General features: G+C 74.0%; 21 protein-coding genes and 2 pseudogenes. 15 read left to right on the top strand and 8 right to left on the bottom strand.

The features are described from left to right. Nucleotides 1-118 precede the first annotated feature (118 nt). Nucleotides 119-2,668: an MFS transporter gene (locus E4198_RS02500; RefSeq protein WP_136181678.1), complete on the top strand. Its 2,550-nt coding sequence runs from the start codon at nucleotides 119-121 to the stop codon at nucleotides 2,666-2,668. Nucleotides 2,669-2,674: 6 nt separating this feature from the next. Here the strand turns inward: E4198_RS02500 and E4198_RS02495 are convergent, their stop codons facing one another. Beyond that, entirely contained in the window at nucleotides 2,675-4,933 is a 2,259-nt protein-coding gene (locus E4198_RS02495; protein ID WP_136181677.1) for a heavy metal translocating P-type ATPase, read from the bottom strand. A 209-nt stretch (nucleotides 4,934-5,142) separates the two neighbouring features. Here E4198_RS02495 and E4198_RS02490 point away from each other — a divergent pair, with 209 nt between their 5' ends. From E4198_RS02490 to E4198_RS02475, 4 genes are all read left to right on the top strand, one after another. Then, nucleotides 5,143-5,976 (top strand): M55 family metallopeptidase, encoded by an 834-nt coding sequence (locus E4198_RS02490; RefSeq protein WP_136181676.1) that lies wholly within the window; start codon nucleotides 5,143-5,145, stop codon nucleotides 5,974-5,976. Continuing rightward, nucleotides 5,969-7,300 (top strand): M20/M25/M40 family metallo-hydrolase, encoded by a 1,332-nt coding sequence (locus tag E4198_RS02485; RefSeq protein WP_136181675.1) that lies wholly within the window; start codon nucleotides 5,969-5,971, stop codon nucleotides 7,298-7,300. The genes E4198_RS02490 and E4198_RS02485 overlap by 8 nt, the downstream gene beginning before the upstream one ends. Before the next feature lie 130 nt (nucleotides 7,301-7,430). Further along, on the top strand, nucleotides 7,431-9,464 hold the full coding sequence (locus E4198_RS02480) for a prolyl oligopeptidase family serine peptidase (RefSeq protein ID WP_136181674.1): 2,034 nt from the start codon (nucleotides 7,431-7,433) through the stop codon (nucleotides 9,462-9,464). Further along, on the top strand, nucleotides 9,461-9,982 hold the full coding sequence (locus E4198_RS02475; RefSeq protein WP_136181673.1) for a DinB family protein: 522 nt from the start codon (nucleotides 9,461-9,463) through the stop codon (nucleotides 9,980-9,982). Before E4198_RS02480 ends, E4198_RS02475 begins: the two co-directional genes overlap by 4 nt. Before the next feature lie 47 nt (nucleotides 9,983-10,029). Here the strand turns inward: E4198_RS02475 and E4198_RS02470 are convergent, their stop codons facing one another. Together E4198_RS02470 and E4198_RS02465 are read right to left on the bottom strand one after the other, a co-directional pair. Continuing rightward, the gene (locus tag E4198_RS02470) at nucleotides 10,030-10,449 is read right to left on the bottom strand and encodes a CBS domain-containing protein (RefSeq protein ID WP_136181672.1); all 420 of its coding nucleotides are present in this window, start codon (nucleotides 10,447-10,449) and stop codon (nucleotides 10,030-10,032) included. Between the two features lie 101 nt (nucleotides 10,450-10,550). After that, nucleotides 10,551-11,519 (bottom strand): aminoglycoside phosphotransferase family protein, encoded by a 969-nt coding sequence (locus tag E4198_RS02465; RefSeq protein WP_136181671.1) that lies wholly within the window; start codon nucleotides 11,517-11,519, stop codon nucleotides 10,551-10,553. A 35-nt stretch (nucleotides 11,520-11,554) separates the two neighbouring features. Between E4198_RS02465 and E4198_RS02460 the strand changes: the two genes are divergently transcribed. The 6 genes from E4198_RS02460 (at nucleotide 11,555) to E4198_RS02435 (ending at nucleotide 17,845) form a co-directional block, all read left to right on the top strand. Beyond that, nucleotides 11,555-12,466, top strand: a complete 912-nt coding sequence (locus E4198_RS02460; RefSeq protein ID WP_136181670.1) for an arginase family protein — start codon at nucleotides 11,555-11,557, stop codon at nucleotides 12,464-12,466. A gap of 318 nt (nucleotides 12,467-12,784) precedes the next feature. Continuing rightward, entirely contained in the window at nucleotides 12,785-13,546 is a 762-nt protein-coding gene (locus E4198_RS02455; protein WP_136181669.1) for a DeoR/GlpR family DNA-binding transcription regulator, read from the top strand. A gap of 130 nt (nucleotides 13,547-13,676) precedes the next feature. After that, complete coding sequence (locus tag E4198_RS02450; RefSeq protein ID WP_247597518.1) at nucleotides 13,677-14,996, top strand: sugar ABC transporter substrate-binding protein; 1,320 nt, start codon at nucleotides 13,677-13,679, stop codon at nucleotides 14,994-14,996. Nucleotides 14,997-15,111: 115 nt separating this feature from the next. Continuing rightward, on the top strand, nucleotides 15,112-15,972 hold the full coding sequence (locus E4198_RS02445) for a sugar ABC transporter permease (RefSeq protein WP_136181667.1): 861 nt from the start codon (nucleotides 15,112-15,114) through the stop codon (nucleotides 15,970-15,972). Next, complete coding sequence (locus tag E4198_RS02440; RefSeq protein ID WP_136181666.1) at nucleotides 15,969-16,859, top strand: carbohydrate ABC transporter permease; 891 nt, start codon at nucleotides 15,969-15,971, stop codon at nucleotides 16,857-16,859. The genes E4198_RS02445 and E4198_RS02440 overlap by 4 nt, the downstream gene beginning before the upstream one ends. After that, nucleotides 16,856-17,845 (top strand): zinc-dependent alcohol dehydrogenase family protein, encoded by a 990-nt coding sequence (locus E4198_RS02435; RefSeq protein WP_136181665.1) that lies wholly within the window; start codon nucleotides 16,856-16,858, stop codon nucleotides 17,843-17,845. The genes E4198_RS02440 and E4198_RS02435 overlap by 4 nt, the downstream gene beginning before the upstream one ends. A 45-nt stretch (nucleotides 17,846-17,890) precedes the next feature. Here E4198_RS02435 and E4198_RS02430 read toward each other — a convergent pair whose 3' ends face one another. Both E4198_RS02430 and E4198_RS02425 read right to left on the bottom strand, forming a co-directional pair. Then, the gene (locus E4198_RS02430) at nucleotides 17,891-18,667 is read right to left on the bottom strand and encodes a crotonase/enoyl-CoA hydratase family protein (RefSeq protein WP_136181664.1); all 777 of its coding nucleotides are present in this window, start codon (nucleotides 18,665-18,667) and stop codon (nucleotides 17,891-17,893) included. Further along, nucleotides 18,664-20,301 carry an acyl-CoA dehydrogenase family protein gene (locus E4198_RS02425; RefSeq protein ID WP_136181663.1) on the bottom strand — a complete coding sequence of 546 codons (1,638 nt, stop codon included), beginning with the start codon at nucleotides 20,299-20,301 and terminating at the stop codon, nucleotides 18,664-18,666. The genes E4198_RS02430 and E4198_RS02425 overlap by 4 nt, the downstream gene beginning before the upstream one ends. Nucleotides 20,302-20,381: 80 nt before the next feature. Between E4198_RS02425 and E4198_RS02420 the strand changes: the two genes are divergently transcribed. Together E4198_RS02420 and E4198_RS02415 are read left to right on the top strand one after the other, a co-directional pair. Continuing rightward, on the top strand, nucleotides 20,382-21,158 hold the full coding sequence (locus E4198_RS02420) for a PaaX family transcriptional regulator C-terminal domain-containing protein (protein WP_136181662.1): 777 nt from the start codon (nucleotides 20,382-20,384) through the stop codon (nucleotides 21,156-21,158). Between the two features lie 28 nt (nucleotides 21,159-21,186). Continuing rightward, nucleotides 21,187-22,110 (top strand): NADP-dependent oxidoreductase, encoded by a 924-nt coding sequence (locus tag E4198_RS02415; protein WP_136181661.1) that lies wholly within the window; start codon nucleotides 21,187-21,189, stop codon nucleotides 22,108-22,110. Nucleotides 22,111-23,552: 1,442 nt separating this feature from the next. Here E4198_RS02415 and E4198_RS02405 read toward each other — a convergent pair. Continuing rightward, entirely contained in the window at nucleotides 23,553-23,912 is a 360-nt protein-coding gene (locus E4198_RS02405; RefSeq protein ID WP_027762144.1) for a VOC family protein, read from the bottom strand. Nucleotides 23,913-24,017: 105 nt separating this feature from the next. Beyond that, the gene (locus tag E4198_RS02400; protein ID WP_136181660.1) at nucleotides 24,018-25,226 is read right to left on the bottom strand and encodes a Vms1/Ankzf1 family peptidyl-tRNA hydrolase; all 1,209 of its coding nucleotides are present in this window, start codon (nucleotides 25,224-25,226) and stop codon (nucleotides 24,018-24,020) included. Nucleotides 25,227-25,307: 81 nt separating this feature from the next. Between E4198_RS02400 and E4198_RS02395 the strand changes: the two genes are divergently transcribed. Further along, nucleotides 25,308-25,538: a DUF6158 family protein gene (locus E4198_RS02395; protein WP_136181659.1), complete on the top strand. Its 231-nt coding sequence runs from the start codon at nucleotides 25,308-25,310 to the stop codon at nucleotides 25,536-25,538. Between the two features lie 136 nt (nucleotides 25,539-25,674). On the opposite strand, the pseudogene E4198_RS02390 reads toward E4198_RS02395, so the two are convergent. Next, a pseudogene (locus E4198_RS02390) lies at nucleotides 25,675-26,281 on the bottom strand (hypothetical protein); the annotation flags it as partial. A 10-nt stretch (nucleotides 26,282-26,291) separates the two neighbouring features. On the opposite strand from E4198_RS02390, the pseudogene E4198_RS25265 reads away from it, so the two are divergent. Beyond that, nucleotides 26,292-26,438 (top strand): annotated as a pseudogene (locus E4198_RS25265) (copper oxidase); the annotation flags it as partial. Nucleotides 26,439-26,590 lie beyond the last annotated feature (152 nt).

Here is a 26,590-nt window from a genome sequence, read left to right as displayed (position 1 = left end):
GCGCGTGGCGCCGACTTGCCCACCCTTGTCGCCGAATGCACAGAATGCTCCCCGTGAGGCGTCCGGGCCGTGCCAACGGCCGGAACGCGGGCGGCGCAGCGGGCGAGAGGCGGACGGGATGAGCGGGTCGACGCTGGGCGGCGTCCGTCGGGGCGGCGCGCCCGCCGGGGTCGAAGTCACCGTCGAGATCCCGTCGTTCGCCGCCGAAGCCGCTCCCGCCGCAGCCACCACCACGGCGACCGCCGCGACCGCCGCGGTCACGGAGCCGCCCGCAACGCCCGCCGACGAGGCGTCGCCTCCTCCCGGAGCACCCGGTTCCGGGGCATCCGGCACGGGGCAGGCGCCGCTCGGCCCCGCGCGCGTCCGCCTGGTGTTCACCGGCCTGATGGCGGCCCTGCTGCTCGCGGCGCTGGAGCAGACCATCGTCGCCACGGCGCTCCCCGAGATCGTCGGCGACCTGCACGGCCTGGACCGCATGGCCTGGGCCGTGACCTCCTACCTGCTCGCCGCCACCATCGGGCTCCCCGTCTACGGCAAACTCGGCGACCTCTACGGCCGCAAGAGCGTCTTCCTCTTCGCCATCGTCGTCTTCGTCGTCGGCTCGGCACTCGCCGGCTGGTCCCGCTCGATGGACGAACTCATCGCCTTCCGCGCTCTCCAGGGCCTCGGTGCGGGCGGGCTGATGATCGGCGTTCAGGCGATCATCGCCGACCTCGTCCCGGCCCGCGAACGCGGCCGGTACATGGGGTTGATCGGCGCCTCGTTCGGTCTCGCCTCGGTCGCGGGGCCGCTGCTCGGCGGCTGGTTCACCGACGAGCTGTCCTGGCGCTGGTGCTTCTGGATCAACGTCCCGTTCGGCCTACTGACCCTGCTGGTCACCGCGTTCGTCCTGCGCCTGCCCCCACCGCCGCGCCGCCGCCGTCGGCTCGACGTGCTCGGGGCGCTGCTGCTCACCGCCTTCTCCACATGCCTGGTGCTCCTCACGACCTGGGGCGGCACCACGTACGACTGGGACGACCCGGTCGTGCTCGCCCTCGGCGCCGGGTCGGCCGCCTCGGCCGTGCTCTTCCTGGTGGTCGAACGGTTCGCCGGTGAGCCGCTGATGCCGCTGCACCTCTTCCGCGACTCCGTCTTCAACATCACCGGTCTGGTCGGGGCCGTCGTCGGCGTCGCCCTCTTCGGCGCCGCGAGCTACCTGCCGAGCTTCCTCCAGATGGTCGATGGGGCGACCGCGACCGAGTCCGGTCTCCTGATGCTGCCGATGATGGGCGGCATCGTCTGCGCCTCCGTCGTCTGCGGCCAACTCGTCTCCCGCACCGGCCGGTACAAGGCGTACCCGGTGCTCGGCTGCCTGGTCTCCGCCGTCGGCATGTGGCTGCTCTCCCTCCTGGACGCCGGCACCGCCCGGGCGACGTACAGCGTCTGGATGGCCGTGCTCGGCGCGGGCATCGGCATGGTGCTGCCGGTGCTGATCGTCGCCGTGCAGAACTCCGTGCGGCCCGCCGACCTCGGCACCGCCACCAGCGCCGGGAACTACTTCCGGCAGATCGGCGGCAGCGTCGGCGCCGCCGTGTTCGGCACCCTGTTCACCCACCGGCTCGCCGACGCGCTGGCCCGCGAGGTTCCCGAACCGCCCCCCGGCGTGCGGCTGCCGCCGCCCGAGGCGATCACCCCCGACGCCGTGCACGCGCTGCCCGCCGCGCTCCGCGACGGCTACGTGCTGGCGTACGCCGACGCCATGCCGCGGATCTTCCTCTACCTCGTGCCGGTGCTGGTCCTCGGCTTCCTGTTCGCCCTGCTCCTCAAGGAGAAACCCCTGGTGACCCCCGAGCTCTCCGTCCCCGAAGCCCGCACCGCCGCCGAGGCGCCCGCCCGCGCCGCGAATATCGCCGACCCGCTTTTGCACCCCGCGGGGGTACCGGTGTGCGGCAGCGTGCGTCACCCCGACGGCAGCACCGTGCCGCGCGCCGCACTCACCCTCATCGACACCACCGGGCGGCAGATCGGGCGCGGCGCCACCGGCGAGGACGGCCGCTACGCGCTCAGCACGCCCGGCGCGGGGGCGTACGTGCTGATCGCCGCCGCCGGCGGGCATCAGCCGCAGGCCGTCAGCGTCGCGGTTGGCGAACGGGCCGTGGAACTCGACCTGGTCCTCGGCGGTGCCGGGCGGCTCGTCGGCACGGTGCTCACGGCCGACGGCACCCCGGTGCGGGACGCCGCGGTCACCCTCACCGACGCGCGCGGCGAGGTCGTCGCGGCCTGCCGCAGCGACCGCGAGGGCCGGTACGCGATCCCCGACCTCGTGGCGGGCGAGTACACCCTCGCGGTGAGCTCACCCGCGTACCGCCCGGTCGCGCTGCCGCTGACGGTCCAGGCGTCCCGCGAGACCTGTCAGGACGTGGAGCTGGCCGGCGGCGCCGTGCTGCGCGGGACGGTGCGCGCCGGAGGCGGCCGTGCCGTGGAGGACGCCCGGGTGACCCTGATGGACGCGGCCGGAAACGTCGTCGACACCGCGGTCACCGGCCCGGACGGCGTCTTCCGGTTCGTCGACCTCGCGTCGGGCGAGTACACGGTGGTCGCCGCCGGCTACCCGCCCGTCGCCACCGTCCTGCGGGTCGCCCCCGGCACCCGCACCGACCGCGACCTCCAGCTCTGCCACGGCGACTGACGCCCGTCAGCCGGCCCGGAAGCGGCGCAGGCGCAGGCTGTTGCCGACGACGAAGACCGACGAGAAGGCCATCGCCGCACCGGCGATCATCGGGCTGAGCATGCCCGCCGCGGCCAGCGGAAGCGCGGCGACGTTGTAGGCGAACGCCCAGAAGAGGTTGCCCTTGATGGTCGCCAGGGTGCGGCGGGACAGGCGGATCGCGTCCGCCGCCACCCTGAGGTCGCCGCGTACCAGGGTGAGGTCGCCCGCCTCCATGGCCGCGTCCGTCCCCGTGCCCATGGCCAGCCCCAGGTCGGCCTGCGCGAGCGCTGCCGCGTCGTTCACCCCGTCGCCGACCATCGCCACCGAACGCCCCTCGGCCTGAAGCCGCTCGACGACGTCGACCTTGTCCTCGGGCAGGACCTCCGAAACGACCTCGTCGATGCCCACTTCGGCCGCGACCGCCGCGGCGACCGCCGCGTTGTCACCAGTGAGGAGTACCGGGGTCAGCCCCAGGGCGCGGAGCCTGCGGACGGCCTCGGCGCTGGTGTCCCGGACCGCGTCCGCCACCTCGAGCAGCGCGCGCGCCCGGCCGTCCCAGGCGACCGCCACGACCGTACGGCCCGCCCTCTCGGCGTCGTCCCGGGCGGCGGCGAGTTCGGCCGGCAGCGCCACCGACCGGTCGCGGAGCAGCCGCGCGCGGCCGACGAGCACGGCACGGCCGTCCACGACGCCCCGCACGCCGAGCCCGGGGATGCTGGCGAACTCCACAGGCGACGGGAGGTCGCCCACCCGGGCGGCCGCGCCGGCCGCGACGGCGCGGGCGACGGGGTGTTCGGAGGCGTGCTCCAGCGCGCCGGCCAGCCGCAGCACCTCCTCCTCGTCCTCGCCCCCGGCCGTCCGCACGGCCAGCAGCGTCATCCGGCCGGTGGTCACGGTGCCGGTCTTGTCGAGCACGACCGTGTCCGCGCGGCGGGTGTTCTCCAGCACCTCGGGCCCCTTGATGAGGATGCCGAGTTGTGCGCCGCGCCCGGTGCCGACCATCAGCGCGGTCGGGGTCGCCAGCCCCAGCGCGCAGGGGCAGGCGATGATGAGGACCGCCACCCCGGCGGTGAACGCCGCCGTCACCGACCCGCCGACGGCCAGCCAGACGCCCAGTGTCGCGAGGGCGAGAAGGATCACCGCGGGCACGAACACGGCGGAGATGCGGTCGGCGAGCCGCTGCGCGGCCGCCTTGCCGTTCTGGGCGTCCTCCACCAGCTTCGCCATGCGTGCGAGCTGTGTCTCGGAGCCGACGCGGGTGGCCTCGACCACCAGCCGCCCGCCCGCGTTGAGGGTCGCACCGGTCACCGGGTCGCCCGCGGCGACCTCCACCGGCACCGACTCGCCGGTGAGCAGGGAGGCGTCGACGGCCGAGGAGCCCTCGACCACCGTGCCGTCGGTGGCGATCTTCTCGCCGGGGCGCACCGTGAAACGGTCGCCGACGGCCAGTTCGGCGACGGGCACGCGCTGTTCACGGCCGTCCCGCAGGACGGTGACCTCCTGCGCGCCCAGCTCCATCAGTGCGCGCAACGCCGCTCCGGCCCGTCGCTTGGCACGGGCCTCGAAGTAGCGGCCCGCGAGGAGGAAGGCGGTGACGCCCGCCGCGGCCTCGAGGTAGATGGTGCCGGCGCCGTCCGTGCGGGAGACGGTGAACTCGAAGGGGTGCGTCATGCCCGGCATGCCGGCGGTCCCCAGGAACAGTGCCCACACCGACCAGAGGAAGGCCGCGCCCGTACCGACCGAGACCAGCGTGTCCATGGTGGCCGCGCCGTGCCGCAGGTTCGTCCAGGCGGCGCGGTGGAAGGGCCATCCGGCGTAGACGACCACGGGCGCGGCAAGGGTGAGTGAAAGCCACTGCCAGGAGGTGAACTGGAGGGCCGGCACCATCGCCATCGCGACGACGGGCACCGCGAGGATCACGGCGGTGAGCAGCCGCAGGCGCAGCGGACGCAGCTCGTCGGGCTCCGCCTCCACCGGTGCGCCCGGCTCCGGGGCGGACGGGGAGCGCGGCGGAGGCGGAGCGGCGGTGTAGCCGGTGGCCTCGACGGTGGCGATCAGGTCGGCCACGGCCAGGTCCTCGGTGTAGCTGACCCGCGCCTTCTCGGTGGCGTAGTTCACGCTCGCCTGCACGCCGTCCATGCGGTTGAGCTTCTTCTCGACACGCGCGGCGCACGCGGCGCAGGTCATCCCGCCGATGGCGAGTTCGACCTCGGCGGTGCGCGGCGTGGGCGTCGTGGTGGTCATCTGCGTGCTCCTCGGGCGCATCGTATCGGGGGCGGCCGGCCCTCCCGGAGTCTATACCCATAGGGGGTATCTCACGTTCTCCTTTATACCCCCACGGGGTAAGAGGGGCAAGCGTGGTCCCGGCGTCGCGGAGCCCGGTCGAGTGGTATAGACCACTGGCTGTCCACAGGGCTTTCTCCGCCGTTCGCGACGGCGTAACGTGACGCTTCATGAAGATCTTGATCAGCGCGGACATGGAAGGCGCGACCGGCGTCACCTGGCCCGCGGACGTGCTTCCGGGCACCCCCCAGTGGGAGCGCTGCCGACCGATGTTCACCTCCGACGTGAACGCCGCGGTCACCGGATTCCTCGAAGGGGGCGCTGACGAGGTCCTCATCAACGAGGCCCACTGGACCATGCGCAACCTGCTGCTGGAACGACTCGACGACCGGGCCCAGATGCTCACCGGGCGCCACAAGTCCCTCAGCATGGTCGAGGGTGTGCAGCACGGCGACGTCGACGGCATCGCCTTCGTCGGCTACCACACCGGCGCCGGCGCCGAGGGCGTCCTCGCCCACACCTACCTCGCCAACTCGCTCACCGGCGTGTGGGTCGACGGCACCCGCGCGAGCGAGGGCCTGCTGAACGCCCTGGTCGTCGCCGAGTACGGCGTGCCCGTCGTCCTGGTCACCGGAGACGACCGCACCTGCGAGGACGCCAAGGGCTACGCGCCGCAGGCCCGTACGGTCGCCGTGAAGGACTACGTCTCCCGCTACGCCGCCGTCTGCCGCACGCCTGCCCGCACCGCCCGGGACATCCACGCGGCGGCGCGCGAGGCCGCGGAGCTGGCCGTGCGCCACGAGCCGGTCACCGCCGGGCCGCACGAGGTGGCGCTCGAGTTCGACGCCGAACACCTGGCCGGTGCCGCGACCGTCGTGCCCGGTGTCGAGCAGACCGGCGAACGGCGCGTCGCCTACACCGCGCCGACCATGTACGAGGGCATCCGCTGCTTCAAAGCGGTCACCACCGTCGTCTCGTCAGCAGTGGAGAAGCAGTATGGCTGAGGCACACATCGACACCAGGGCGCTGGACGAGGCGGTCACGTTCACCTCCCAGCTCATCCGCATCGACACCACCAACCACGGCGGCGGCGACGGCGTGGAACGCCCGGCCGCCGAGTACGTCGGGGAGCGGCTGAGCGAGGCCGGGCTGGAGCCGGTCTTCCTGGAGAAGGCCCCGGACCGGACGAACGTCGTGGCCCGCATCGAGGGCACCGACCCCTCCGCCGACGCCCTGCTGGTCCACGGCCACCTGGACGTCGTGCCCGCCCGGCCCGACGACTGGACCGTGCACCCGTTCTCCGGCGAGGTGCGGGACGGTGTGGTGTGGGGCCGCGGCGCCATCGACATGAAGAACATGGACGCGATGGTGCTGTCCGTCGTACGGGCGTGGGCGCGGGCCGGCGTCCGGCCGCGGCGGGACATCGTGCTGGCCTTCACCGCCGACGAGGAGGACAGCGCCGAGTACGGCGCCGACTACCTCACCGAGAAGCACGCCGAACTGTTCGAAGGCTGCACCGAGGGCATCAGCGAGTCCGGCGCCTTCACCTTCCACGCAGGCGACGGCCTGCGGCTCTACCCGGTCGCGGCGGGCGAGCGGGGCACCGCGTGGATGCGCCTCACCGCCCGTGGGCGCGCCGGCCACGGCTCCAAGGTGAACCGGGAGAACGCGGTGAGCCGGCTCGCCGCCGCCGTGCACCGGATCGGCGAGTACGCCTGGCCGGTGCGGCTGACCCCGACCGTGCGCGCGGCGCTGATCGAACTCTCCCTCGCCGCCGGAGTGGAGCCCCCGGACCTGGACGCCTCCGACTTCGACGTCGACGCGCTGCTGGCCCGGCTCGGCCGGTCCGCCGCGCTGGTCGCCCCGACCGTCCGCAACAGCGCCAACCCGACGATGCTGAACGCCGGTTACAAGGTCAACGTCATCCCCGAGCAGGCCACCGCACAGGTCGACGGCCGGATGCTGCCCGGCGCGGAGGACGAGTTCACCGCCACGATGGACCGGCTCACCGGCCCGCACGTCGACTGGGAGTTCCAGCACCGCGAGGTGCCGCTCCAGGCCCCCGTCGACGTGCCCGCCTTCGCCGTGCTCCGCGAGTCCCTGGAGCACTTCGACCCCACCGCCCGGGTGGTGCCGTACTGCATGTCCGGCGGCACCGACGCCAAGCAGTTCTCCCGGCTGGGCATCCGGGGCTACGGCTTCTCGCCGCTGAAACTGCCGGAGGGCTTCGACTACCAGGCCATGTTCCACGGCGTGGACGAGCGGGTGCCCGTCGAGGCGCTCCACTTCGGCGTCCACGTTCTCGACCGGGCCCTGCGCGCCCTGTAGAGGCGGCCGGCCGGACCTACTGCCCCCGTCCACGCCCCTCGGCACCGGGGCCGGCCCGCGTCCACCCCACCCAACCCGCACCGCGACGCACCGCGCCAGACACCCCCCGACCCACGGAAGGCCGCTGCTCATGCCGCACCGCACCGCCCCCTACGGCAGCTGGCCGTCCCCCGTGGACGCGCGCCTCGTCGCCGCCCACGACGGACGCCCCGAATACCTCGGCGCCGTCGGCGACGAACTGTGGTGGACCGCGCCCCGCCCCGAGGAGGGCGGCCGTCGCGCGCTGATCCGGCAGCGGCCCGGCGCCGAGCCGGAGTCCGTGCTGCCGCCGCCGTGGAACATCCGCAACCGGGTCATCGAGTACGGCGGCCGACCCTGGGCCGGTGCTCCGGGCAGCCCCGGCGGCGAGGGCCCGCTCGTGGTCTTCACCCACTTCCCCGACCAGCGCCTCTACCTGCTGCGCCCCGACCCGGCCCCCGACGGCGACGGCCCCGGCGCACGGGCCGAGCCGGTGCCGCTGACGCCCGTCTCGGGAACGGGCGGCGGGCTGCGCTGGTGCGACCCCGTCGTCCGGCCCGCCCACGGGGACGTGGTCTGCGTGCTCGAGGAGTTCACCGGCGACGGACCCACCGACGTCCGCCGCACGCTGGCCTCCGTCCCGCTGGACGGCTCGGCCGCCGACGACCGGACCCGCGTGCGCGACCTCACCGACGACGCACACCGCTTCCTCACCGGCGCCCGCTTCTCCCCGGACGGCCGCCGGGTCGCCTGGCTCGCCTGGGACCATCCCGCCATGCCCTGGGACGGCACCCTGGTCCGCGTCGCCGACGTCACCGGCGACGGAGCCTTCACCGGAGCCCGCACGCTCCTCGGCGGCCCCGAGGAATCCGTGGCGCAGGTCGAGTGGGCGGCCGACGGGCGGACCCTGCTGGCGGCCACCGACCGCACCGGCTGGTGGAACCTGCACCGCGTGGACCCCGCCACCGGCGAGGCGGTCAACCTCTGCCCGCGCGAGGAGGAGTTCGGCGGCGGCCTGTGGAAGATCGGCCTGCGCTGGTTCGCACCGCTCCCCGGCGGACTCGTCGCCGTCCTGCACGGCCGGGGCCGTCAGGCGCTGGGCCTGCTCGACCCCGCCACCGGCGAACTCGCCGACGCACCCGGGCCGTGGACGGAGTGGGCGCCCGCGCTCGCCGTCGCGGACACCCGCGTCGTGGGCATCGCCGCCGGCACGCACAGCGCGTACGAGATCGTCGAACTGGACACCGGCAGCGGGCACGCCCGGGTCGTCGCCGAGGAGCACCGGCCCGCCGTCGACCCCGCCCACCTTCCGCAGCCGCAGGAGCGCACCTTCACCGGACCCGGCGGGCGGGACGTGCACGCCCACGTCTACCCGCCCCGCCACCCCGACCATAAGGGACCGGCCGGTGAACTGCCGCCGTACGTGATCTGGGTGCACGGCGGCCCCACCAGCCGCGTCCCCATGGTCCTGGACCTGGAGATCGCCTACTTCACCTCGCGCGGCATCGGCGTCGCCGAGGTCGACTACGGCGGCTCCACCGGGTACGGGCGAGAGTACCGGAACCGGCTGCGTGGCCAGTGGGGCGTGGTGGACGTCGAGGACTGCGCCGCCGTCGCCCGCGCGCTGGCCGACGAAGGCACGGCCGACCCGGCGCGGCTGGCGATCCGCGGCGGCAGCGCCGGTGGCTGGACCAGCGCCGCCTCGCTCACCTCGCCGGCCGGCGAGGTCTACGCCTGCGCCACCATCACCTACCCGATCCTCGACCTGAAGGGCTGGGCCACCGGCGAGACCCACGACTTCGAGTCGCAGTACCTGCGTTCCCTCGTCGGCGACCCGGAGGCCGACGCCGACCGCTACCACGACCGCTCGCCCGTCCACCACGCCGACCGCATCGACCGTCCGTTCCTGTTGCTCCAGGGGCTGGACGACGTGATCTGCCCGCCCGTGCAGTGCGAGCGCTTCCTGGAGCGGATCGCCGGCCGCGGCGTCCCGCACGCCTACCTCGCCTTCGAGGGCGAGGGCCACGGCTTCCGCCGCGCCGACACCATCGTCCGCGCGGTCGAGGCGGAATTCTCCCTGTACGCCCAGACGTTCGGCATCGAACGGGACGACGTGCCGACGCTCCCCCTGAAGGAGGACATGTGACGGACGCCCCCGGCCGCGCCGAACCGTCGCACCGCCTCGCCGACCCGCGGGAACTGCTCGCCGGCCAGCTGGACTACTACCGGGCCACGCTGCTGCACAAGCTCGACGGCATGCCGGACGGGGAGCTGCGCGCCGCCCGGCTCCCCTCCGGCTGGACGCCGCTGGAGCTGCTGCGCCACCTCACGCACGTCGAACGGCGCTGGCTGTGCTGGGGCTTCGCCGCCGAGCAGGTTCCCGACCCCTGGGCCGACGACGGGCCCGACGGCCGCTGGTACGTGCCGGACGGCGTCACCGCCGAGCAGCTGCGGGCGGAATTCACCGCCCAGTGCGAACGGTCGAGGGCGATCGCCGCCGGGGCGGGGCTGGAGGACCGTGCCGCCGTCGGCGGCCGCTTCCCGACGGCGGAGGACACGCCGACGCTCGGCTGGATCCTGCTGCACCTGCTCCAGGAGTACGCGCGCCACGTCGGCCAGCTGGACGTCGTCCGCGAACTGGCCGACGGAGCGGTCGGGGAGTGACGGTGGTGCCGCCCTCGCGGCACCACCGCCCCGCGCCGGGCAGGTCCTCAGCTGTGGGCGTAGACGTTCTCCACGAACTTCGCGATCTGGTCGTCCGTCAGGTGATGTGCGATATCCGCCTCGCTGATCATGCCGACCAGCCGCTTGTTCTCCACCACCGGGAGCCGGCGGATCCGGTGGCTCTGCATCTCCTCCAGCACCTGCGACACGTCGGCGCTCGCCTCGATCCAGCGCGGTGTGCCGCGCGCCATGTCGCCGGCCGTCACGCGTGACGGGTCCCGGCCCTCGGCAACGCAGCCGATGACGATGTCCCGGTCGGTCAGAATGCCGCACATCCGCTCGTCGGCGTCGCTGATCGGCAACGCCCCGACGTCCAGGCGGCGCATCAGCTGCGCCGCGCGGTCCAGGGTCTCGGTGGCGGGAATCCACTCCGCGCCGGGGTGCATGATCTCTGCAGCCGTGGTCATGGCGACCTCCCGAACAGGGGACGGGGTTCGTTCCACCATCGCGGGTCACCGCCGCACGACGGGGGAAACCACTCCGTCCTCCAGCGCCGGTCTCCGCACCCTCACAGGCCGGCGAGGTCGGCCAGCAGCCGGGCCTGCCGCATCAGGCCGATGCTCCGGTCGAGGTCCTCGTCCTCGACCACCGACCACAGCACGTACTCCACGTGCCGTGCCACTGCCCACGCCCGCACCCGCTGCGGGTCGAGCCCCAGCTCCCCGGCGACCAGCGCCGTGCGGTGCGCCAGCACCCCGGGCGGGTTCGCCGCGGCGAACGGGTCGTCGACCTGCTCCACCAGCGGCCACAGGTCGTACGCCGGGTCGCCGCGCATCGGCTTCGGGTCGATGGCCAGCCACGGCCGCCGCCGCGCGGTCAGGACGTTGCCCGGGTTGAAGTCGCCGTGCAGCAGCACCTCCCGCCCGGCGCTCCCCGGCAGGTCGCGCAGCAGCCCCGCGCCCAGCGCGAACAGGCCGGTGTCGATGCCCACCGGCCACCGGCGCGCGGCCCGCTCCTCGGCCAGGCCCGCCCACTGAGCCGTCACGTCCGCCAGTCCCGGCAGCACGGGCCCCTCCGCGCCGGGTGCGGGCAGCGGCGCGGTCCACAGGTCCCGCAACACGTCCGCCCCGTGCACCAGCCGCTCGTCCGCGGGCACGCCGTGCGACCGGCCCAGCTCGGTGCCCGGCACGCAGCGTTCCAGCAGCAACGCCTGCCGTTCCGCGTCATAGGCGTGCAGGCGCACCGCCCCGCGGCCGTCCCACAGCGCCAGCCCCGGTGCCTCGGCGAGCGCCTCGGGATGCGGCCACGTCACCTTCAGCACCAGCGGTTCCGCCGCGCCGGGGCCGGCTTCCCGCCGGACCGGTGCTGCCCACGAGCAGCTTCCGCCGTGAATCGGTTCCTCCAGCCGCAGCCCCCACATCTCCCGGAGTTCGCCGAGCATCTCCGGCAGCGCCTCCAGCCACTTCCGGCCGCTCTGGTGCCGCCCCATCTCGGCCACACACGGCAGGGAGGCCGGTACCCGCACGCTTCGCACCATGCCGGAATCCTCGCACCCTCGGGCAGAATGCGGTCATGTCCCGCAGCCTCGTCCTGATCGACGCCCCCTCCAACCTCGGTCTGCGCGCCCCGGTGCCGGGGGCCGTTCCCGGCTGCCACAAGCTGGCCGGCGCGCTGCGCGACGAAGGGCTGCTGCGGCGCCTCGGCGCCCGGGAGGGCGGCGTCGTCGTGGCGCCGCGGTACGACCCGGGCGACTGGCGGCCGGGGGACGGGGTGTTCCACGCCGACCGGATCGCGGCCTACTCGCGTCGGCTCGCGGACCGCCTGGAGCAGCACGTGCGGGCGGGCGAGTTCCCCGTCGTGCTCGGGGGCGACTGCTCCATCGAGCTGGGAACCGCCCTGGCGCTGCGCCGCATCGGACGCTTCGGACTCGCCTACTTCGACGGCCACGACGACTTCCGCCACCCCGGCAACGCCCCGGCGGGCGTGGGCGCGGCGGGTGGCGAGGACGTCGCCCTGATCACCGGCCGCGGCCAGCGCGACCTCACCGACCTGGAAGGGCTCGGCCCGTCCCTCGCCGACGAGGACGTGTGGCTGCTCGGCCTGCGCGACCCGGAGAACGAGCCGGACAGCGCGCAACCCGAACTGGACCGCCTCGGCATCGGGTACGCCACGGTGGCAGACGTCCGGCGCGACGGCCCGCAGACCGTCGCCCGCGCCGCTCTCGCCCGGCTCGCCGACCACGCACTCGACGGCTTCTGGCTGCACATCGACGCCGACGTCCTCGACCCCTCGGTGATGCCCGCCGTCGACAGCCCCGACCCCGGCGGTCTCACCCTCGACGAACTACGTGCCCTGCTGGGGCCGTTGGCCCGCTCGCCGCGCTGCGCCGGCTTCCAGCTCACCATCTACGACCCCGACCTGGACCCGGACGGGCGCTGCGCGGCCCTGCTGGCCGACCTGCTCGTGGACACCCTCGCCGGCTGACCACCCCCGCTGCCCCGCCGGGAGACCGCGGCCGGGGCGCGCCCCGGCTCCCGCGCGCCCCGCCGACCCCCGCGCCGCCCGAACGGGCGAAGAACGGGCACGTCCCTGCCCGAAACGGGCGCCATCCGGGCAGTGCTCCCCATGTCCGTCCCGGTAGAGCGCTCTCAGTGCCGCCTCCGAACGGGCGAAACCGGTCAGCATCCCTCCCGCGCCGAGCCTGGTTGCGGCCCGTCCGGACCGGTAGAACTCTTCCCACAGGCCCGAACGGTCAGCCCGATGCCCGTTCGGCAACCCCACGGGAGAGGGACGCGGAGTCCGATGAGCGCGGAGGAACGGCAGCGGGAGATCGTCGGTACGGCCCGCCGTACCGGGTCGGTCGAGGTCGGCGCGCTCGCCGCCTCCCTCGGGGTAGCACGCGAGACCGTGCGCCGCGACCTGCGCGTCCTGGAGTCCCACGGTCTCCTCCGGCGTACGCACGGCGGTGCGTACCCGGTGGAGAGCGCGGGCTTCGAGACCACCCTCGCCTTCCGCGGCACGCTGCACGTGCCCGAGAAGCGGCGGATCGCCGCGGCGGCGGCCGACCTGCTGGGCGACGGGGAGACGGTCTTCGTCGACGAGGGCTTCACCCCGCAGCTCATCGCCGAGGCCCTGCCGCGGGACCGACAGCTGACCGTCGTCACCGCCTCGCTCGCCGCCGCCGGGGTCCTGGCCGACGTGGACACCTTCACCGTGCTCCTCCTCGGCGGGCGGCTGCGCGGCGGGACCCTGGCGACGGTCGACCACTGGACCACGGCCATGCTCTCCGGATTCGTCATCGACCTGGCGTTCCTCGGAGCCAACGGCGTCTCCCGCGAGCACGGCCTGACCACTCCCGACCCGGCCGTCAGCGAGGTGAAGGCCCAGGCCATCCGCTGCGCCCGGCGGAGAATCTTCGTCGGCGTGCACACCAAATTCGGCGCGGTGAGCTTCTGCCGCTTCGCGCAGATCGGCGACTTCGAGTCCATCGTCACCTCCACCGGCCTGCCCGCGCCCGAAGCCCACCGCTACTCGCTGCTCGGACCCCAGGTCATCCGGGTCTGACCAGAACCCCCGACCCACCGCCCCGCATCCCCGGCACGACGAACCGGAGCCCCGCATGCGCACACGCATACCCTTTTCCGCCTCTACGCCCCCTACCTCCCGGTCCCGGCGCGGCGCCGCCCGCGCGGCCGTGGCCGCCGTTTCGGCGGCCGCCCTCCTCGCCGGCTGCGCCGGGGCGGGCGGCGGCGGCGAAGACGACCGTTCCGTCAACGTCCTCATGGTGAACAACCCGCCGATGAAGACGCTGCAGAAGCTCACGGCCGAGCACTTCACCGGGAAGACCGGCATCACGGTCAACTTCACGGTGCTCCCGGAGAACCAGGTCCGCGACAAGATCAGCCAGGACTTCGCCAGCCAGGCCGGGCAGTACGACGTCGCCACCCTCAGCAACTACGAGACCCCGATCTACGCCGAGCGCGACTGGCTCTACGCCCTCGACCCGTACGTGCAGAAGGACGAGAAGTACGACCAGGACGACATCCTGACGTCCATGCAGCTTTCGCTCACGGGCGAGGACGGCAAGATCTACGCGGAGCCGTTCTACGGCGAGTCGTCGTTCCTGATGTACCGCAAGGACGTCTTCGCGAAGCACGGCCTGGAGATGCCCGAGAAGCCCACCTGGGACCAGGTCGCGGACCTGGCCGCCGAAGTGGACGGGGCCGAGGCGGGGATGAAGGGCATCTGCCTGCGCGGACTGCCCGGCTGGGGGCAGGTCATCGCCCCGCTGACCACGGTCGTCAACACCTTCGGCGGCACCTGGTTCGACGAGAACTGGGAGGCGCAGCTGGACTCGCCGGAGTTCACCGAGGCCACGAAGTTCTACGTCGACCTGGTGCGCGAGCACGGTCAGGCGGGCCCCGCACAGGCCGGGTTCGCCGAGTGCCTCAACAGCATGACGCAGGGCAGGACCGCCATGTGGTACGACGCCACCGCCGGTGCCGGTGAGCTGGAACGCGACGACTCCCCGGTCAAGGGCAAGGTCGGCTACGCCCCCGCCCCGGTGAAGGAGACCGAGAGCTCGGGCTGGCTCTACACCTGGGCCCTCGGAATGCAGAAGGCGTCCGACAATCCCGACGACGCCTGGGAGTTCATCTCCTGGGCCACCGGCAAGGAGTACGAGCAGCTCGTCGGCGAGGAGGTCGGCTGGACCAGCGTCCCCGCCGGCAAGCGCACGTCGACCTACGACGACCCGCGCTACCGGAAGGAGTCCGGCGCCTTCGGCGATGAGGTCTTCCAGGCCATCGAGAACACCGACCCCCGCGACCCGGGCGTGAAGAAGCGGCCCTACTCCGGCATCCAGTTCGTCGGCATACCCGAGTTCACGTCCCTCGGCACCGACGTCTCCCAGGAGATCAGCGCCGCGATCGCCGGCCGTCAGTCCGTCGAGCAGGCCCTCGCCGACTCGCAGAAGCTGGCGGAGAAGGTCGGGGAGGAGTACCGGAACCGATGACCGCCACCCCGGCGACCGCGTCCCCGTCGGGCGCCGCCACCCGAGCCCCCGGCCGGCCGGAGCACCGGCCGGGGGCGCCCGGCGGCTGCGCGACTGGGCGACCCGCGCCCCCCTGATGCCCGCCCTCGTCTTCCTCATCGTCGTCACCCAGCTGCCGTTCGCGGCGACCCTGGTGATCTCCCTCTTCGACTGGAACTCCCTCTACCCCGAGGACCGCGAGTTCGCCGGCCTGTCCAACTTCGGGACAGTGGTCAGCACCCCCGAGCTGCGGGATGCCGTGCTGACCACGGCGGTGCTGACCGCCGCAGTGGTCCTGGTGAGTCTCGGGCTGGGCCTGGCCGTCGCCCTGCTCCTGGACCGCTCCTTCCGCGGCCGCGCACTGGTGCGCACCATGCTCATCGCACCGTTCCTGCTGGTGCCGGTCGCGGCGGCGCTGCTGTGGAAGCACATGCTGCTCAACCCGGAGTACGGCCTGGTCAACGGCGTGATCAACGCGCTCGCCGGACTCTTCGGCGTGGACGACCCGCCGCAGCCGGTGTGGATCTCCGAGATGCCGCTGATCGCCGTCGAGGCCGCGCTGATCTGGCAGTGGACGCCGTTCATGATGCTGATCCTGCTTGCCGGACTGCAGAGCCGCCCGCTCGACGTCATCGAGGCCGCGCGCATCGACGGCGCGGGAAGCTGGCAGATCTTCCGTCACATCACCCTGCCGCACCTGCGGCGCTACCTGGAACTGGGCGCCCTGCTCGGCTCGATCTTCATCGTGCAGAACTTCGACGCCGTCTACACCCTCACCTCCGGCGGACTGGGTACCGCCAACCTGCCGTACGCCATCTACCAGACCTTCTACAAGTCCCACGAGTACGGTCTCGCGTCCGCCGCGGGCGTCCTCGTCGTCATCGGCTCCATCGCGCTGGCGACGTTCGCGCTGCGCGTGGTGTCGTCCCTGTTCAGCGAGGAGGTCTCCCGCGGATGAGCACGCTCACCGCCCCCGCGCGCACCCGCCGCCCGCGGACGCCGGTCCCCCCGCCGGTGCGCCGGGCGCGCCGGCGCGGCTCCGCCCTGGCCCTGCTGGCCTGGGCGACCGGCATCCTGTTCTTCCTGCCGCTCGCGTGGATGGTGCTCACCTCCTTCCACTCCGAGCCGGCCGCCGCGACCAACCCGCCGTCCCTCGTGGCGCCGCTGACGCTCGACGCCTACCGCACCTTCTTCTCCGCGGGCGGCGCCGACGGCCCCTGGCCGCCGCTGATCAACTCCATGACGGCGGCGCTGTGTTCGACGCTCCTGGTGCTGCTGCTGGCGCTCCCCGCGGCGTACGCGCTGTCCCTCCGCCCGGTGCGCAAGTGGCGCGACGTGATGTTCTTCTTCCTGTCCACCAAGATGCTGCCGCTGGTCGCCGGCCTGCTGCCGGTCTACCTGTTCGCGAGCAACTCCGGACTGCTGGACAACATCTGGCTGCTGGTCGTCCTCTACACGGCCATGAACCTGCCCATCGCCGTGTGGATGCTCCAGTCCTTCCTCGCCGAGATCCCAGTCTCGGTCATCGAGGCCGCGCAGATCGACGGCGCCCGGCTGCCCACCGTGCTGCGCCGGGTGATCGCCCCCATCGCGGGGCCCGGCATGGCGGCCACCGCGCTGATCTGCTTCATCTTCAGCTGGAACGAGCTGCTGTTCGCCCTCGTGCTCACCGGCGTGCGGGCGGAGACCGCGCCGGTCTTCCTCACCGGCTTCATCACCAGCCAGGGCCTGTTCCTGGCCAAGGTGTCCGCCGCCTCCCTCGCCATCTCACTCCCGGTGCTGGTCGCCGGATTCGCCGCCCAGGACAAGCTGGTCCAGGGCCTGTCGCTAGGAGCCGTGAAATGAAGGCCGCCCTCGTCGAAGCCCCTGGCAAGGTCTCCCTGACCACGGTGCCCGACCCTGCGCCCGGGCCCCGGCAGGTCGTGGTCGACGTCGCCGCGTGCGGGCTGTGCGGGACGGACCTGCACATCCTCCAGGGCGAGTTCGCCCCCACGCTGCCGGTGGTGCCCGGCCACGAGTTCGCCGGCGAGGTCGTCGCCGTCGGGAGTGAGGTGACCGAGCTGGCGGTCGGCGACCGGGTCGCCGTCGACCCCTCGCTGTACTGCTACGAGTGCCGCTACTGCCGGGCCGGTCACAACAACCTCTGCGATCGCTGGGCCGCGATCGGCGTCACCACGGCCGGCGGCGCGGCCGAGTACGCCGTCGCCCCCGTCGCCAACTGCGTGAAGCTCCCGGACCACGTCCGCACCCAGGACGCCGCACTCATCGAGCCGCTTTCCTGCGCCGTGCGCGGCTACGACGTGCTGCGCAGCAGCCTCGGCTCCCACGTGCTGATCTACGGCTCCGGCACGATGGGCCTGATGATGCTGGAACTGGCCAAGCGCACCGGTGCCGCCAGCGTCGACGTCCTCGACCTCAACCCGGCACGGCTGGCCACCGCGAAGCAACTCGGCTGCACGGGCGCCGCCGCCCGCGCCGAGGAGCTGGACCGCCCGCAGGGCTGGGACCTCGTCATCGACGCGACCGGCAACGCCGCGGCCATCCAGGACGGCCTCGGCCGCGTCGCCAAAGCCGGCACCTTCCTCCAGTTCGGCGTCGCGGACTATGCGACCACGGCCACCATCGACCCGTACCGCATCTACAACCAGGAGATCACCATCACCGGCTCCATGGCCGTCCTGCACAGCTACGAGCGCGCCGCCGAACTCTTCGCCGCCGGCGTCCTCGACCCCGACGTCTTCGTCTCCGACCGAATGCCCCTGGCCGACTACCCCGCCGCCCTCGATCGCTTCGCCGCCGGCCAGGGGCGCAAGATCCTCGTCGTCCCGTAGCCCCACCGAGGCGCCTGACTGCCGGGCCCGGGGAACCGGGCGCCGTCAGTGGCCGTGGCGGCCCTCGCCGGCGGTGAAGCGGGCGGCGCCCGCAAGGGCGTCGGGGAGGACCGCCACGCCGTGGGCGAACTCGCGGGCGAGAGCGGCCTCCTCGGCCTCCTCGGCCTCGGCGCCCTCCTCGGCGCCTTCGGCGTCGAGGAGGGCGGCGCGGTCGCTGCGCAGGCACGCCTGGGGGAGAGCGGAGAGTTCGCGGGCCAGTCGCTCCGCGGCGGCGCGCGCCCCACCGGTCGGCACGACGCGGTCGGCGAGGCCGATGGCGTGCGCCTCCGGCGCCGCGACCGCGCGCCCGGTCAGCACCATGTCGCGCGCCCGGCCCGCTCCCACCACGCGCGGCAGCCGCACCGTGCCGCCGTCGATCAGCGGCACGCCCCAGCGGCGGCAGAAGACGCCGAACACCGCGTCCTCCTCGGCCACGCGCAGATCGCACCAGAGCGCGAGTTCGAGGCCGCCCGCGACCGCGTGGCCGGCGACCGCGGCGATCACCGGCTTGCCGAGCCGCATACGGGTCGGCCCCATCGGGCCGTCGCCGTCGGCGGCGACCCGGTTGCCGCGCGGCGTACCCATGGCCTTGAGATCCGCGCCGGAGCAGAACGTGCCGCCCTCGCCCCACAGCACCGCCACCGACGCCGACGCGTCCGCGTCGAAGGCACGGAACGCCTCTGCGAGCGCCGCCGCCGTCGGCCCGTCGACCGCGTTGCGCGTCCGGGGCCGGGACAGCACGACCGTCGTGACCGGCCCGTCCCGTTCGACGCGGACGCTCACGCCCGCGCCCGTTCCAGTACGCCGCCCAGGTCGGTGCCGGACGGCAGCGTGCCGTAGGCGTGGCCCCACTCGCCGCCCAGCCGGGAGGCGCAGAACGCGTCCGCCACCGCCGGAGTGCTGTGGCGCACCAGCAGCGAGCCCTGAAGCACCAGCGTCAGCCGCTCCGCCAGCCGCCGGGCGGCGAGCTGCGCGGCGGCCGGGTCTGACAGAACCGCCAGGTCCTTGCGCAGGGCCGCGACCGCGGCGTCCAGGTGCCGGTCGGCGCCCGCGGCCGCGTCCACCTCGGCCAGCAGGGCGTCCAGCGTGGCGGGGTCCTTGGCCACGGCGCGCAGCACGTCCAGCGCGGCGACGTTCCCGGAGCCCTCCCAGATGGACAGCAGCGGTGCCTCGCGATACAGCCGCGGCATCCCCGACTCCTCCACGTAGCCGTTGCCGCCCAGGCACTCCAGGGCCTCTCCGACGTGCGCCGAACCCCGCTTGCACACGTGGTACTTGCCCGCCGCCAGGCCCAGCCGCCGCAGCGCGGCCTCCCGTTCGTCGCCCGCCAGCGAACGGTCCAGCGCGGCGGCCAGCCGCAGACCCAGCACCGTCGCGGCCTCCGACTCGACGGCCAGGTCGGCCAGCACGTTCCGCATCAGCGGCTGTTCCAGGAGCGGCGCGCCGAACGCCCGGCGGTGCCGGGCGTGGTGCAGCGCCTGCCGCAGTCCGGCGCGCATGGCCGCCGCCGAGCCGAGGACACAGTCCAGCCGGGTCATGTTGACCATCTCCACGATGGTCCGCACGCCGCGTCCCGCCTCGCCGACCCGCCACCCCACCGCGTCCTCGTACTCGATCTCCGAGGAGGCGTTGGAACGGTTGCCCAGCTTGTCCTTGAGGCGTTGCAGCCGCAGCGCGTTGCGGCTGCCGTCGGGGAGCACGCGGGGGAGGAGGAAGCAGGTCACCCCCTCCTCGGTCTGCGCGAGCGTCAGGAAGACGTCGCTCATCGGCGCGGAGGTGAACCACTTGTGCCCGGTGAGCCGGTACGCGCCGTCGCCGCCGCCGTCCGGCACCGCGCGCGTGGTGTTGGCGCGCACGTCCGACCCGCCCTGCTTCTCGGTCATCGACATCCCCGCGATGAGCCCGGCCTTGCCCAGCGGCGGGCGCAGGCCGAAGTCGTAGACGCGCGAGGCGAGCAGCGGCTCGTACAGCGCGGCCAGTTCCGGCTCGGCGCGCAGCGCGGGCACGGCCGCGTACGTCATGGAGACCGGGCAGCCGTGCCCGGCCTCGGCCTGCGACCACACGTAGAACTTCGCGGCCCGCAGCAAGTGTGCGCCCGCACCCGGTTCCGCCCAGGGCGCGGCGTGCAGCCCGTGCCGCACGGCGGTCGTCATCAGGCTGTGCCACGCCGGGTGGAACTCGACCTCGTCGATCCGGTGGCCGTACCGGTCGTGGGTGCGCAGCCGCGGCGGATTCTCCTCGGCCTGCCGCGCCAGCTCCTGCGTCCCCGCGGACCCGGCTAGCTCCCCGAGCTCCCGCAGCTCCGCCTCGCCCGCGCCCGCGCCGTCCCGCCGCACGGCGTCCAGCAGGGCCGGCTCGTCCGCCGCGGTGAAGCCGGTCAGGGGCGGCGCCTGGTTGAAGATCTCGTGGGTAGCCATACCCCTGACATTACGCCTGTCGTGCACGTGGCGAGAAGAGGTAACCCGGTGCGCCCGCGCCCGATAGACTTCAGTAGCCGATGAACGACACCGCACCTGCGCACACGACCCTCGGACTCCGTCCGCTGACGGCCCGCTCGATCGTCCTGAGCACCCTGCTCGGGCACCACCCGCCCCGGCTGCCCGCCCGCGTCCTGGTTCGGGTCGGGGAACTCTTCGGGGTCGCCGAGGGCACCGTGCGCGTCGCCCTGTCCCGCATGGTCGCCGCCGGTGACCTCGACCAGGACGGCCAGGGCTACGGTCTCACCGCCCGCCTGCTGCGCCGCCAGGCGCGCCAGGACGACAGTCGCGCGCCCCGGCTGCGGACGTGGGACGGCGACTGGGAGATCGCCGTGGTCACCGCCGATCGCCGCCCCGCCGCCGAGCGCGCCGCGCTGCGCCGCACCATGGCCCGCCTGCGTCTCGGCGAGCTCCGCGAGGGCACATGGGTGCGGCCCGCGAACCTGGACCGCGCGCTCGACGCGGACGCCCTTCGCCCCTGCACGGTCTTCACCGGTGCCGCCCCGGCCAGGGAGGACCCCGTCGCGCTCGCGGCCCGCCTGTGGGACCTGCCCGGCTGGGCCCGCCGCGCCGACGAGCTCGCCGCCGCCCTCGACCGGGCGGAGAACCTGGCCGACCGGTTCACGGTCTCGGCCGCGGCGCTGCGGCACCTCCTCGCGGACCCGGTGCTCCCCGCAGCCCTGCTCCCCGGGGACTGGCCGGGCGCCGGTCTGCGGCTGCGCTACGACACCTTCGAGGGTGAACTGTGCGAGGTGCTGCGCCGGCACGTCACCTCCGCGGGGGACACCGGGGAATGAGCGCCACGCCCCGGGTCGTTCCCCGGGCATGAAGGCAATCGTCACGAACGGCTACGACGGACCCGACGGACTGGAGCTCACCGAGCAGCCCGACCCGAAGGTCGCCCCCGACCACGTGCTCGTCCGGGTGAAAGCCGCGGGAGTCAACCCCGTCGACTGGAAAGTCGCCTCCGGCGGCCTCGACGCGATCTACGAGACCCGGTTCCCGCTGATCCCCGGCTGGGACGTCTCCGGCGTGGTGGAGGCGCTCGGCGTCGACGCCACCGAGTTCGAGGTCGGCGACGAGGTCATGGGCTACCTGCGCAAGGACGAGATCGGACACGGCACGTACGCCGAACTCGTCGCCGCACCGGTCCGGGCACTCGCCCGCAAGCCGTCCTCGCTGAGCTGGGAGCAGGCGGCCGGTCTGCCGCTCGCCGGCCTGACGGCCCACCAGGCGTTGCATCGCCTGGGCGTGACCGGCGGCGACACGGTCCTCGTGCACGCCGCGGCCGGGGGCGTGGGCTCCATGGCCGTGCAGATCGCCGTCGCCCTCGGTGCCCGGGTCATCGGCACCGCGAGCGAGCGGAACCACGACTACCTGCGGAGCCTGGGCGCCGAACCCGTCCCCTACGGCGACGGACTCGCGGAACGGGTGCGCGCCCTGGCCCCGGGAGGCGTCGACGCGGCGGTCGACTTCGTCGGCGGCGACGCGGCGGAGGTCTCCCGGCAGGTGCTGAAGAAGGCCGAACGGGTGCTGTCCGTCGTGGATCCGCAGGTGCGCGCGGAGGGCGGCCGGTACCTGTTCGTACGGCCCGACGCCGCCGGTCTCACCGCGCTGGGCGACCTCGCCGACGCCGGGCGCCTCGCCGTCCACGTGGACCGGGCCCTTCCCCTCGCCCAGGCCGCCGAGGCGTGGCGGGCGAGCCGTGAGGGGCGCACCCGCGGCAAGATCGTCCTCCAGGTCTCCTGACCGGGGAGCGGTCCGGGGGAGCGGTCCGGAGAGCGGCCCGCTCCCCGCGCGACATCACACCCTGACGATGCGCCAGGAGGTGTTGAAGTGGCACTGGCCCGACATCGGGTTCGTCTGGTCGATGACGAAACCGGTGAGCGCGTCGCCGTTCCAGCCGCAGATCGACTGACCGCTCTGGGGGCGGCGACCAGGCGCCTCCGGCGTCCCGCGCGACCACCACGTTGCGCGGCGACAGCCGGTGGTACGGCTCGCTGGCCGCCCACCACTCCCGGTAGCCCCGCCCGGCGAGAGCGGCACCGAGCACCTCCGCGTCGCCGGCACGGATGCGGTCCGCGCGGTAACGGGAACTGCCGTCCCAGCAGTACGCCCACCGCAGCAGATGCGCCAGGTCGGTGATGACCGTCCGGCCTCCCAGCAGCGCCCACCGGTGCAGGTGCTCGGCCACCCGGCCGCGCAGCGCCCGTTCCCTGGCCGGCCGGGCGCCGAGCAGGCTGTCCCGCACCGGTTCCCGGACGGCGTCGTGCAGCGTCACCGTGTCGCCGACCCGGTCGACGAAGGGCAGTCCCGACAGCCAGCCGAACGAGCCCTCGGCGTCGCCGCCCGCGTCCAGGGTGTCCGCGAGCAGTTCGAGCGTCGTCCGTCTGGCGATGGCGCAGGTGGCGAGCGCGTCGTACTGCGTGGTGTCCCACTCGACGGCGGTCGTCAGCCGTACCAGCGTCGTCACCAGGCCCGGCTCGGGCGCCACCCGGCCGTGCCGGTGGTAGGCGCCCGCCGCCAGCACGAGGACGAGCGGCGAGCCCGCCGTCCACCGCGTGATCTCCCGCGCCGGCACGGCCGGGACGCCGTGCTCGGCGAGCAGTCCGACGGAGCCCTCGGCGCTCAGTTCGGCCAGTTCCACCACGAGGGCGACCTGCGCCCAGCCCCCGCCGAACCAGCCGGGGTCCGGGCTGCTGCGCCCGGCGATCACCACGACGACGTCGCCGGGCAGCCGGGGCAGCATCTCCTCGCGCAGCTCCTTCGCCCCGGCGACGATGCGTTCGAACCCGTCGAGGAACACCACCGTGCCGGGGGGTGACGTCGTGCAGCACGGCTGCCAGCGCGGCGGGGAACGGGTCGATGGTCCGGGCGTCGACCCATCGGGTCGCCCGCCCGTCCGCGCGGGCGGCCGTCGCCGCTGCGTGCAGGAGCGTCGTCTTGCCGATCCCGTCGGGACCGTGCACCAGGAGCACGTTGCGGTCGAGCGTCCCGGTCAGCACCCGGCCGAACAGCTCCAGTTCGCGGCTGCGCCCGACCAGGCGGCCGGCCCGCCGGGCCACACGGTCACCGATCGTCCTACCGTCCATCCCCACCCGTTCCCCGTCACCTGGTTCCCTGTGCCCGGAGCTCGGGAGAAACGGCACGGAAGGCGCCCCGCCGGGGGCACCGCCGGATGCGGGGCCGGGCTACGGGCGGGCGACCGGTGCGCGGTCGACGTACTCGAAGACGGCGCCGTCGGGGTGGCGGGCGACGACGTTGCGGCCGGCGGGGGTGGACTGGGGGCCGGCGATGATCTCCGCGCCCACGGCGCCGAGGTCGGCCAGCGCCTCGTCGACGTCCGCGACGGCGATCGTCGCGGCGATCTTCCGCAGCACCTCCAGGTGGCCCTCCGGCCCGCTCATCAGGAAGAAGGGCCCCACGGCGGCGACCGACACCGGCCCGGTGGTGAAGCGGTGGGCCTCGGCCCCGGTGAGCTTCTCGTACACCGGAATGGCGGCGTCCAGGTCGTCGACGCAGATCCGAAGCGAGGTCCCGTGAATCTCCATGCCCGGCAGCCTAGTTGTTCCCGGTCAGCACCGACACCGCCCCGGCCCGCAGCGTGCGGACCGGGGCGGTGTCGGTGCTGACCGGGAACCGTGGGCCGCCGGCGGTCAGGCGGCGCCGGGCGCCTGGTCCTGGCGGGTCGGCGGGCCGCCGTAGGGCCAGCGCAGCAGGGCGCCGAGACCGCCGACGGGCAGGCCGTCCGGGACATCGGGTTCCAGGTCGCCGCTGCGCACGCACAGCACCTCCGCGCCGGTGGCCGCGGCCGAACGCAGCAGTGCGTCGTCGGCGCGGGCCGCCGACGGCTGCGGGTCGCCCAGGTACCGGCTGTCCGCGCGGCGTACGGCGATCTGGTCCGGCGCGTCCCCGACCCAGACCTCGCGGTGCCGTTCCGCGCCGTCCGGGCGGATCAGCAGCGCTCCGATGCGGTGTTCGCGCGCCGCCTCGACCAGCGTGGGAACGCCTTCGGTGGCGGAGGTGCGGCCGTCGCCGTCCGGGACGCGCCCGGCGCGGAAGCGGTCCATGGCCCGGGCGATCTCCTGCTGTGCGTGCCGCTGCCGGGCTCGGTCGGTCTCCTCGGCGAGGAGCTGCTGCCCCTTCTCCGCGTCGCTGCCCTGGTCGTGGTCCTCCCGTCCGCCGTGCTCGGCCTCCACGGCACGCTCGCCCAGGTGCTCCGGCAGCGCGTCGTGCACGGCACGCACCATGCGGCGGTCGCCGGCGAGGACGACCAGTTCGGCGCCGGACCGCTCGTAGCTCTCGCGCACCTCCTCGGCGACCGCCGAGGCGTTCTGCTCCCAGGTGTTCTCCACGGAGTTCTGGAACTTGCGCTCGGACCAGTCACCCGACGCCGTGCGGTGCACGGGCCAGTCCCGGCCGTGCACGCGGCCGGTGTCCCCGCGTCCGCCGAAGGAGTCCTGCAGCCGCAGTTCGGCGCCCGTGCGATCGACGCGTGCGACCAGCGCGGCCGGCAGCCCCGCCGCCAGCTCCGGCAGCGGCCCCACGTGCGGGAGGGCCGACCAGCACACGTCGTGCCCGCCCGGCGGGGCCGAGGCCAGCGGCACGCGCAGGACGACCTCTCCGTCCGCGGCGAACACGGCGTGACCGGGCGGCGCGGCCGACCGGGGCAGCGCGTCGAGCGCGCCGTGGATTGCCCGGCAGGTGGCGGCGTCGGCGCCCTGCTCGTGCAGCCGGTCGGAAACGGCGCGGGCGTTCAGCTCCTGGCGTGTCGCGGCGTCCTCTGCGGCGACGTCGGTGCCGACGTAGACGGACGCCCACGGGCCGGGACGGTCGTACAGGGGGTCCAGGAATGCGAGCTTCATGTCTCCCTCCTTGTAACGGCCCGGAACGGGTACCCGTGCGCCGCCGGACGACACGGGACCGGTGTGCACGAGGAGGGTGCCATGGGTATCGATCCGCGGGAGCTGTCGGACGCCCAGCTGCTGAAGGAGCTGGAGATGATCCACCGGACCCGTCACGACGCGCTGCTGCACGGTTCCCCGGACGCGCTGAGCGCCCACAACGCGCGCATGGCGGAGCTGGAGGGCGAGTACCTGCGCCGCAACCCGCAGCGGCCGGTCGCCGCGGGCCGTACGCGCAAGGGCGCTCGGGAACGGGGACGGGAGGGCTGCTGAGCGGCCGTCCGGCCGCCCGCCGCCCGGCTCACCCGGCCCCGGCCCCGTCCGGGCCGACGCCTGCGCCCGCGCCACCAGCAGGGCGAACGGCCGCCCGCGCCTCCGAGTGCGGATGTGCGCGGGTCGGTGCATGGCGTTACCCCTCCTGTGCGTGACGGTCGCCGACGAGGTCGCCGGGCAGCGGGGTGGGCGGACCGCCCTGGTAGGTCACGCGCCACAGCGCGGACTTCTCGCGCGGAGAAGAAGCCGCGGCCGTGGTCGAGGACGTACAAGGCCCCGTCCGGGCCGAACTTCCAGTCCATGAGATTGCGGACGCCGTCCTCGCCCTCGGGGACGATCTGCTCAAGGCCCTCCGCGTGCACCGGCAGACCGCCGCCGGCGTTCGCCGGGTGGATGCGCAGGATCTTGCCGTTGAGGTCGTTGTTGTTGCCCGCGGTGCGGCGCGCGTCGGCGAACGAGACGCCGCCGAAGTCCGGCTCGGGGTTGTTGCCTGAGTAACCGTCGCTGAACCGGGAGAGGTCGGTGTCCCCGGTGGCGACGTAGAGGTTTCCCCCGCTGTCGAAGTCCATGCCGCCGCCGGCATGGCAGCAGCTGTGGATCTGCACCGGCCAGCTCAGCAGCACCTTCTCCGAGGCGAGGTCGAGCGTGCCGCTCGTTCGGTCGAGGGTGAAGCGGGAGACGCGCCGCTGCGCCGTGTGCCTCTCGCGGTCGATCCCGGAGTGCGGCGTCCAGTGCAGGTAGACGTCTGCGGTCCCGGCCGGCTCGTTCGGCTTCCAGGTGATCGCAGGGGAGGGCGCCGGACCTGGCGCGTGCATGTACGACTGCCACGTCCAGAGTCGCGCGGACAGGGGCATGGCGGGCCGGTTCAAGGTCACCGACCGGAACGGCGACCTGCCCTGACCTCCTGGTTCCGCCCGCGCCTCGATCCACCGGGCGTCACCGGTTTGGCTCCCGGCGTGCCGGGCACGCGGACAGAAGTGCTTCGGACCCGTAGGCACATCCGCGGAAGCGCGACCCACTGTGCGTCGCCCCGCCCGTGCCTCGCAGCTCCC

The organism is Streptomyces sp. RKND-216 (assembly GCF_004795255.1).
Lineage (GTDB): Bacteria > Actinomycetota > Actinomycetes > Streptomycetales > Streptomycetaceae > Streptomyces > Streptomyces hazeniae.
The sequence above is the reverse complement of the archived record's forward strand: the minus strand, read 5'-3'. Positions and strand labels throughout refer to the sequence as shown.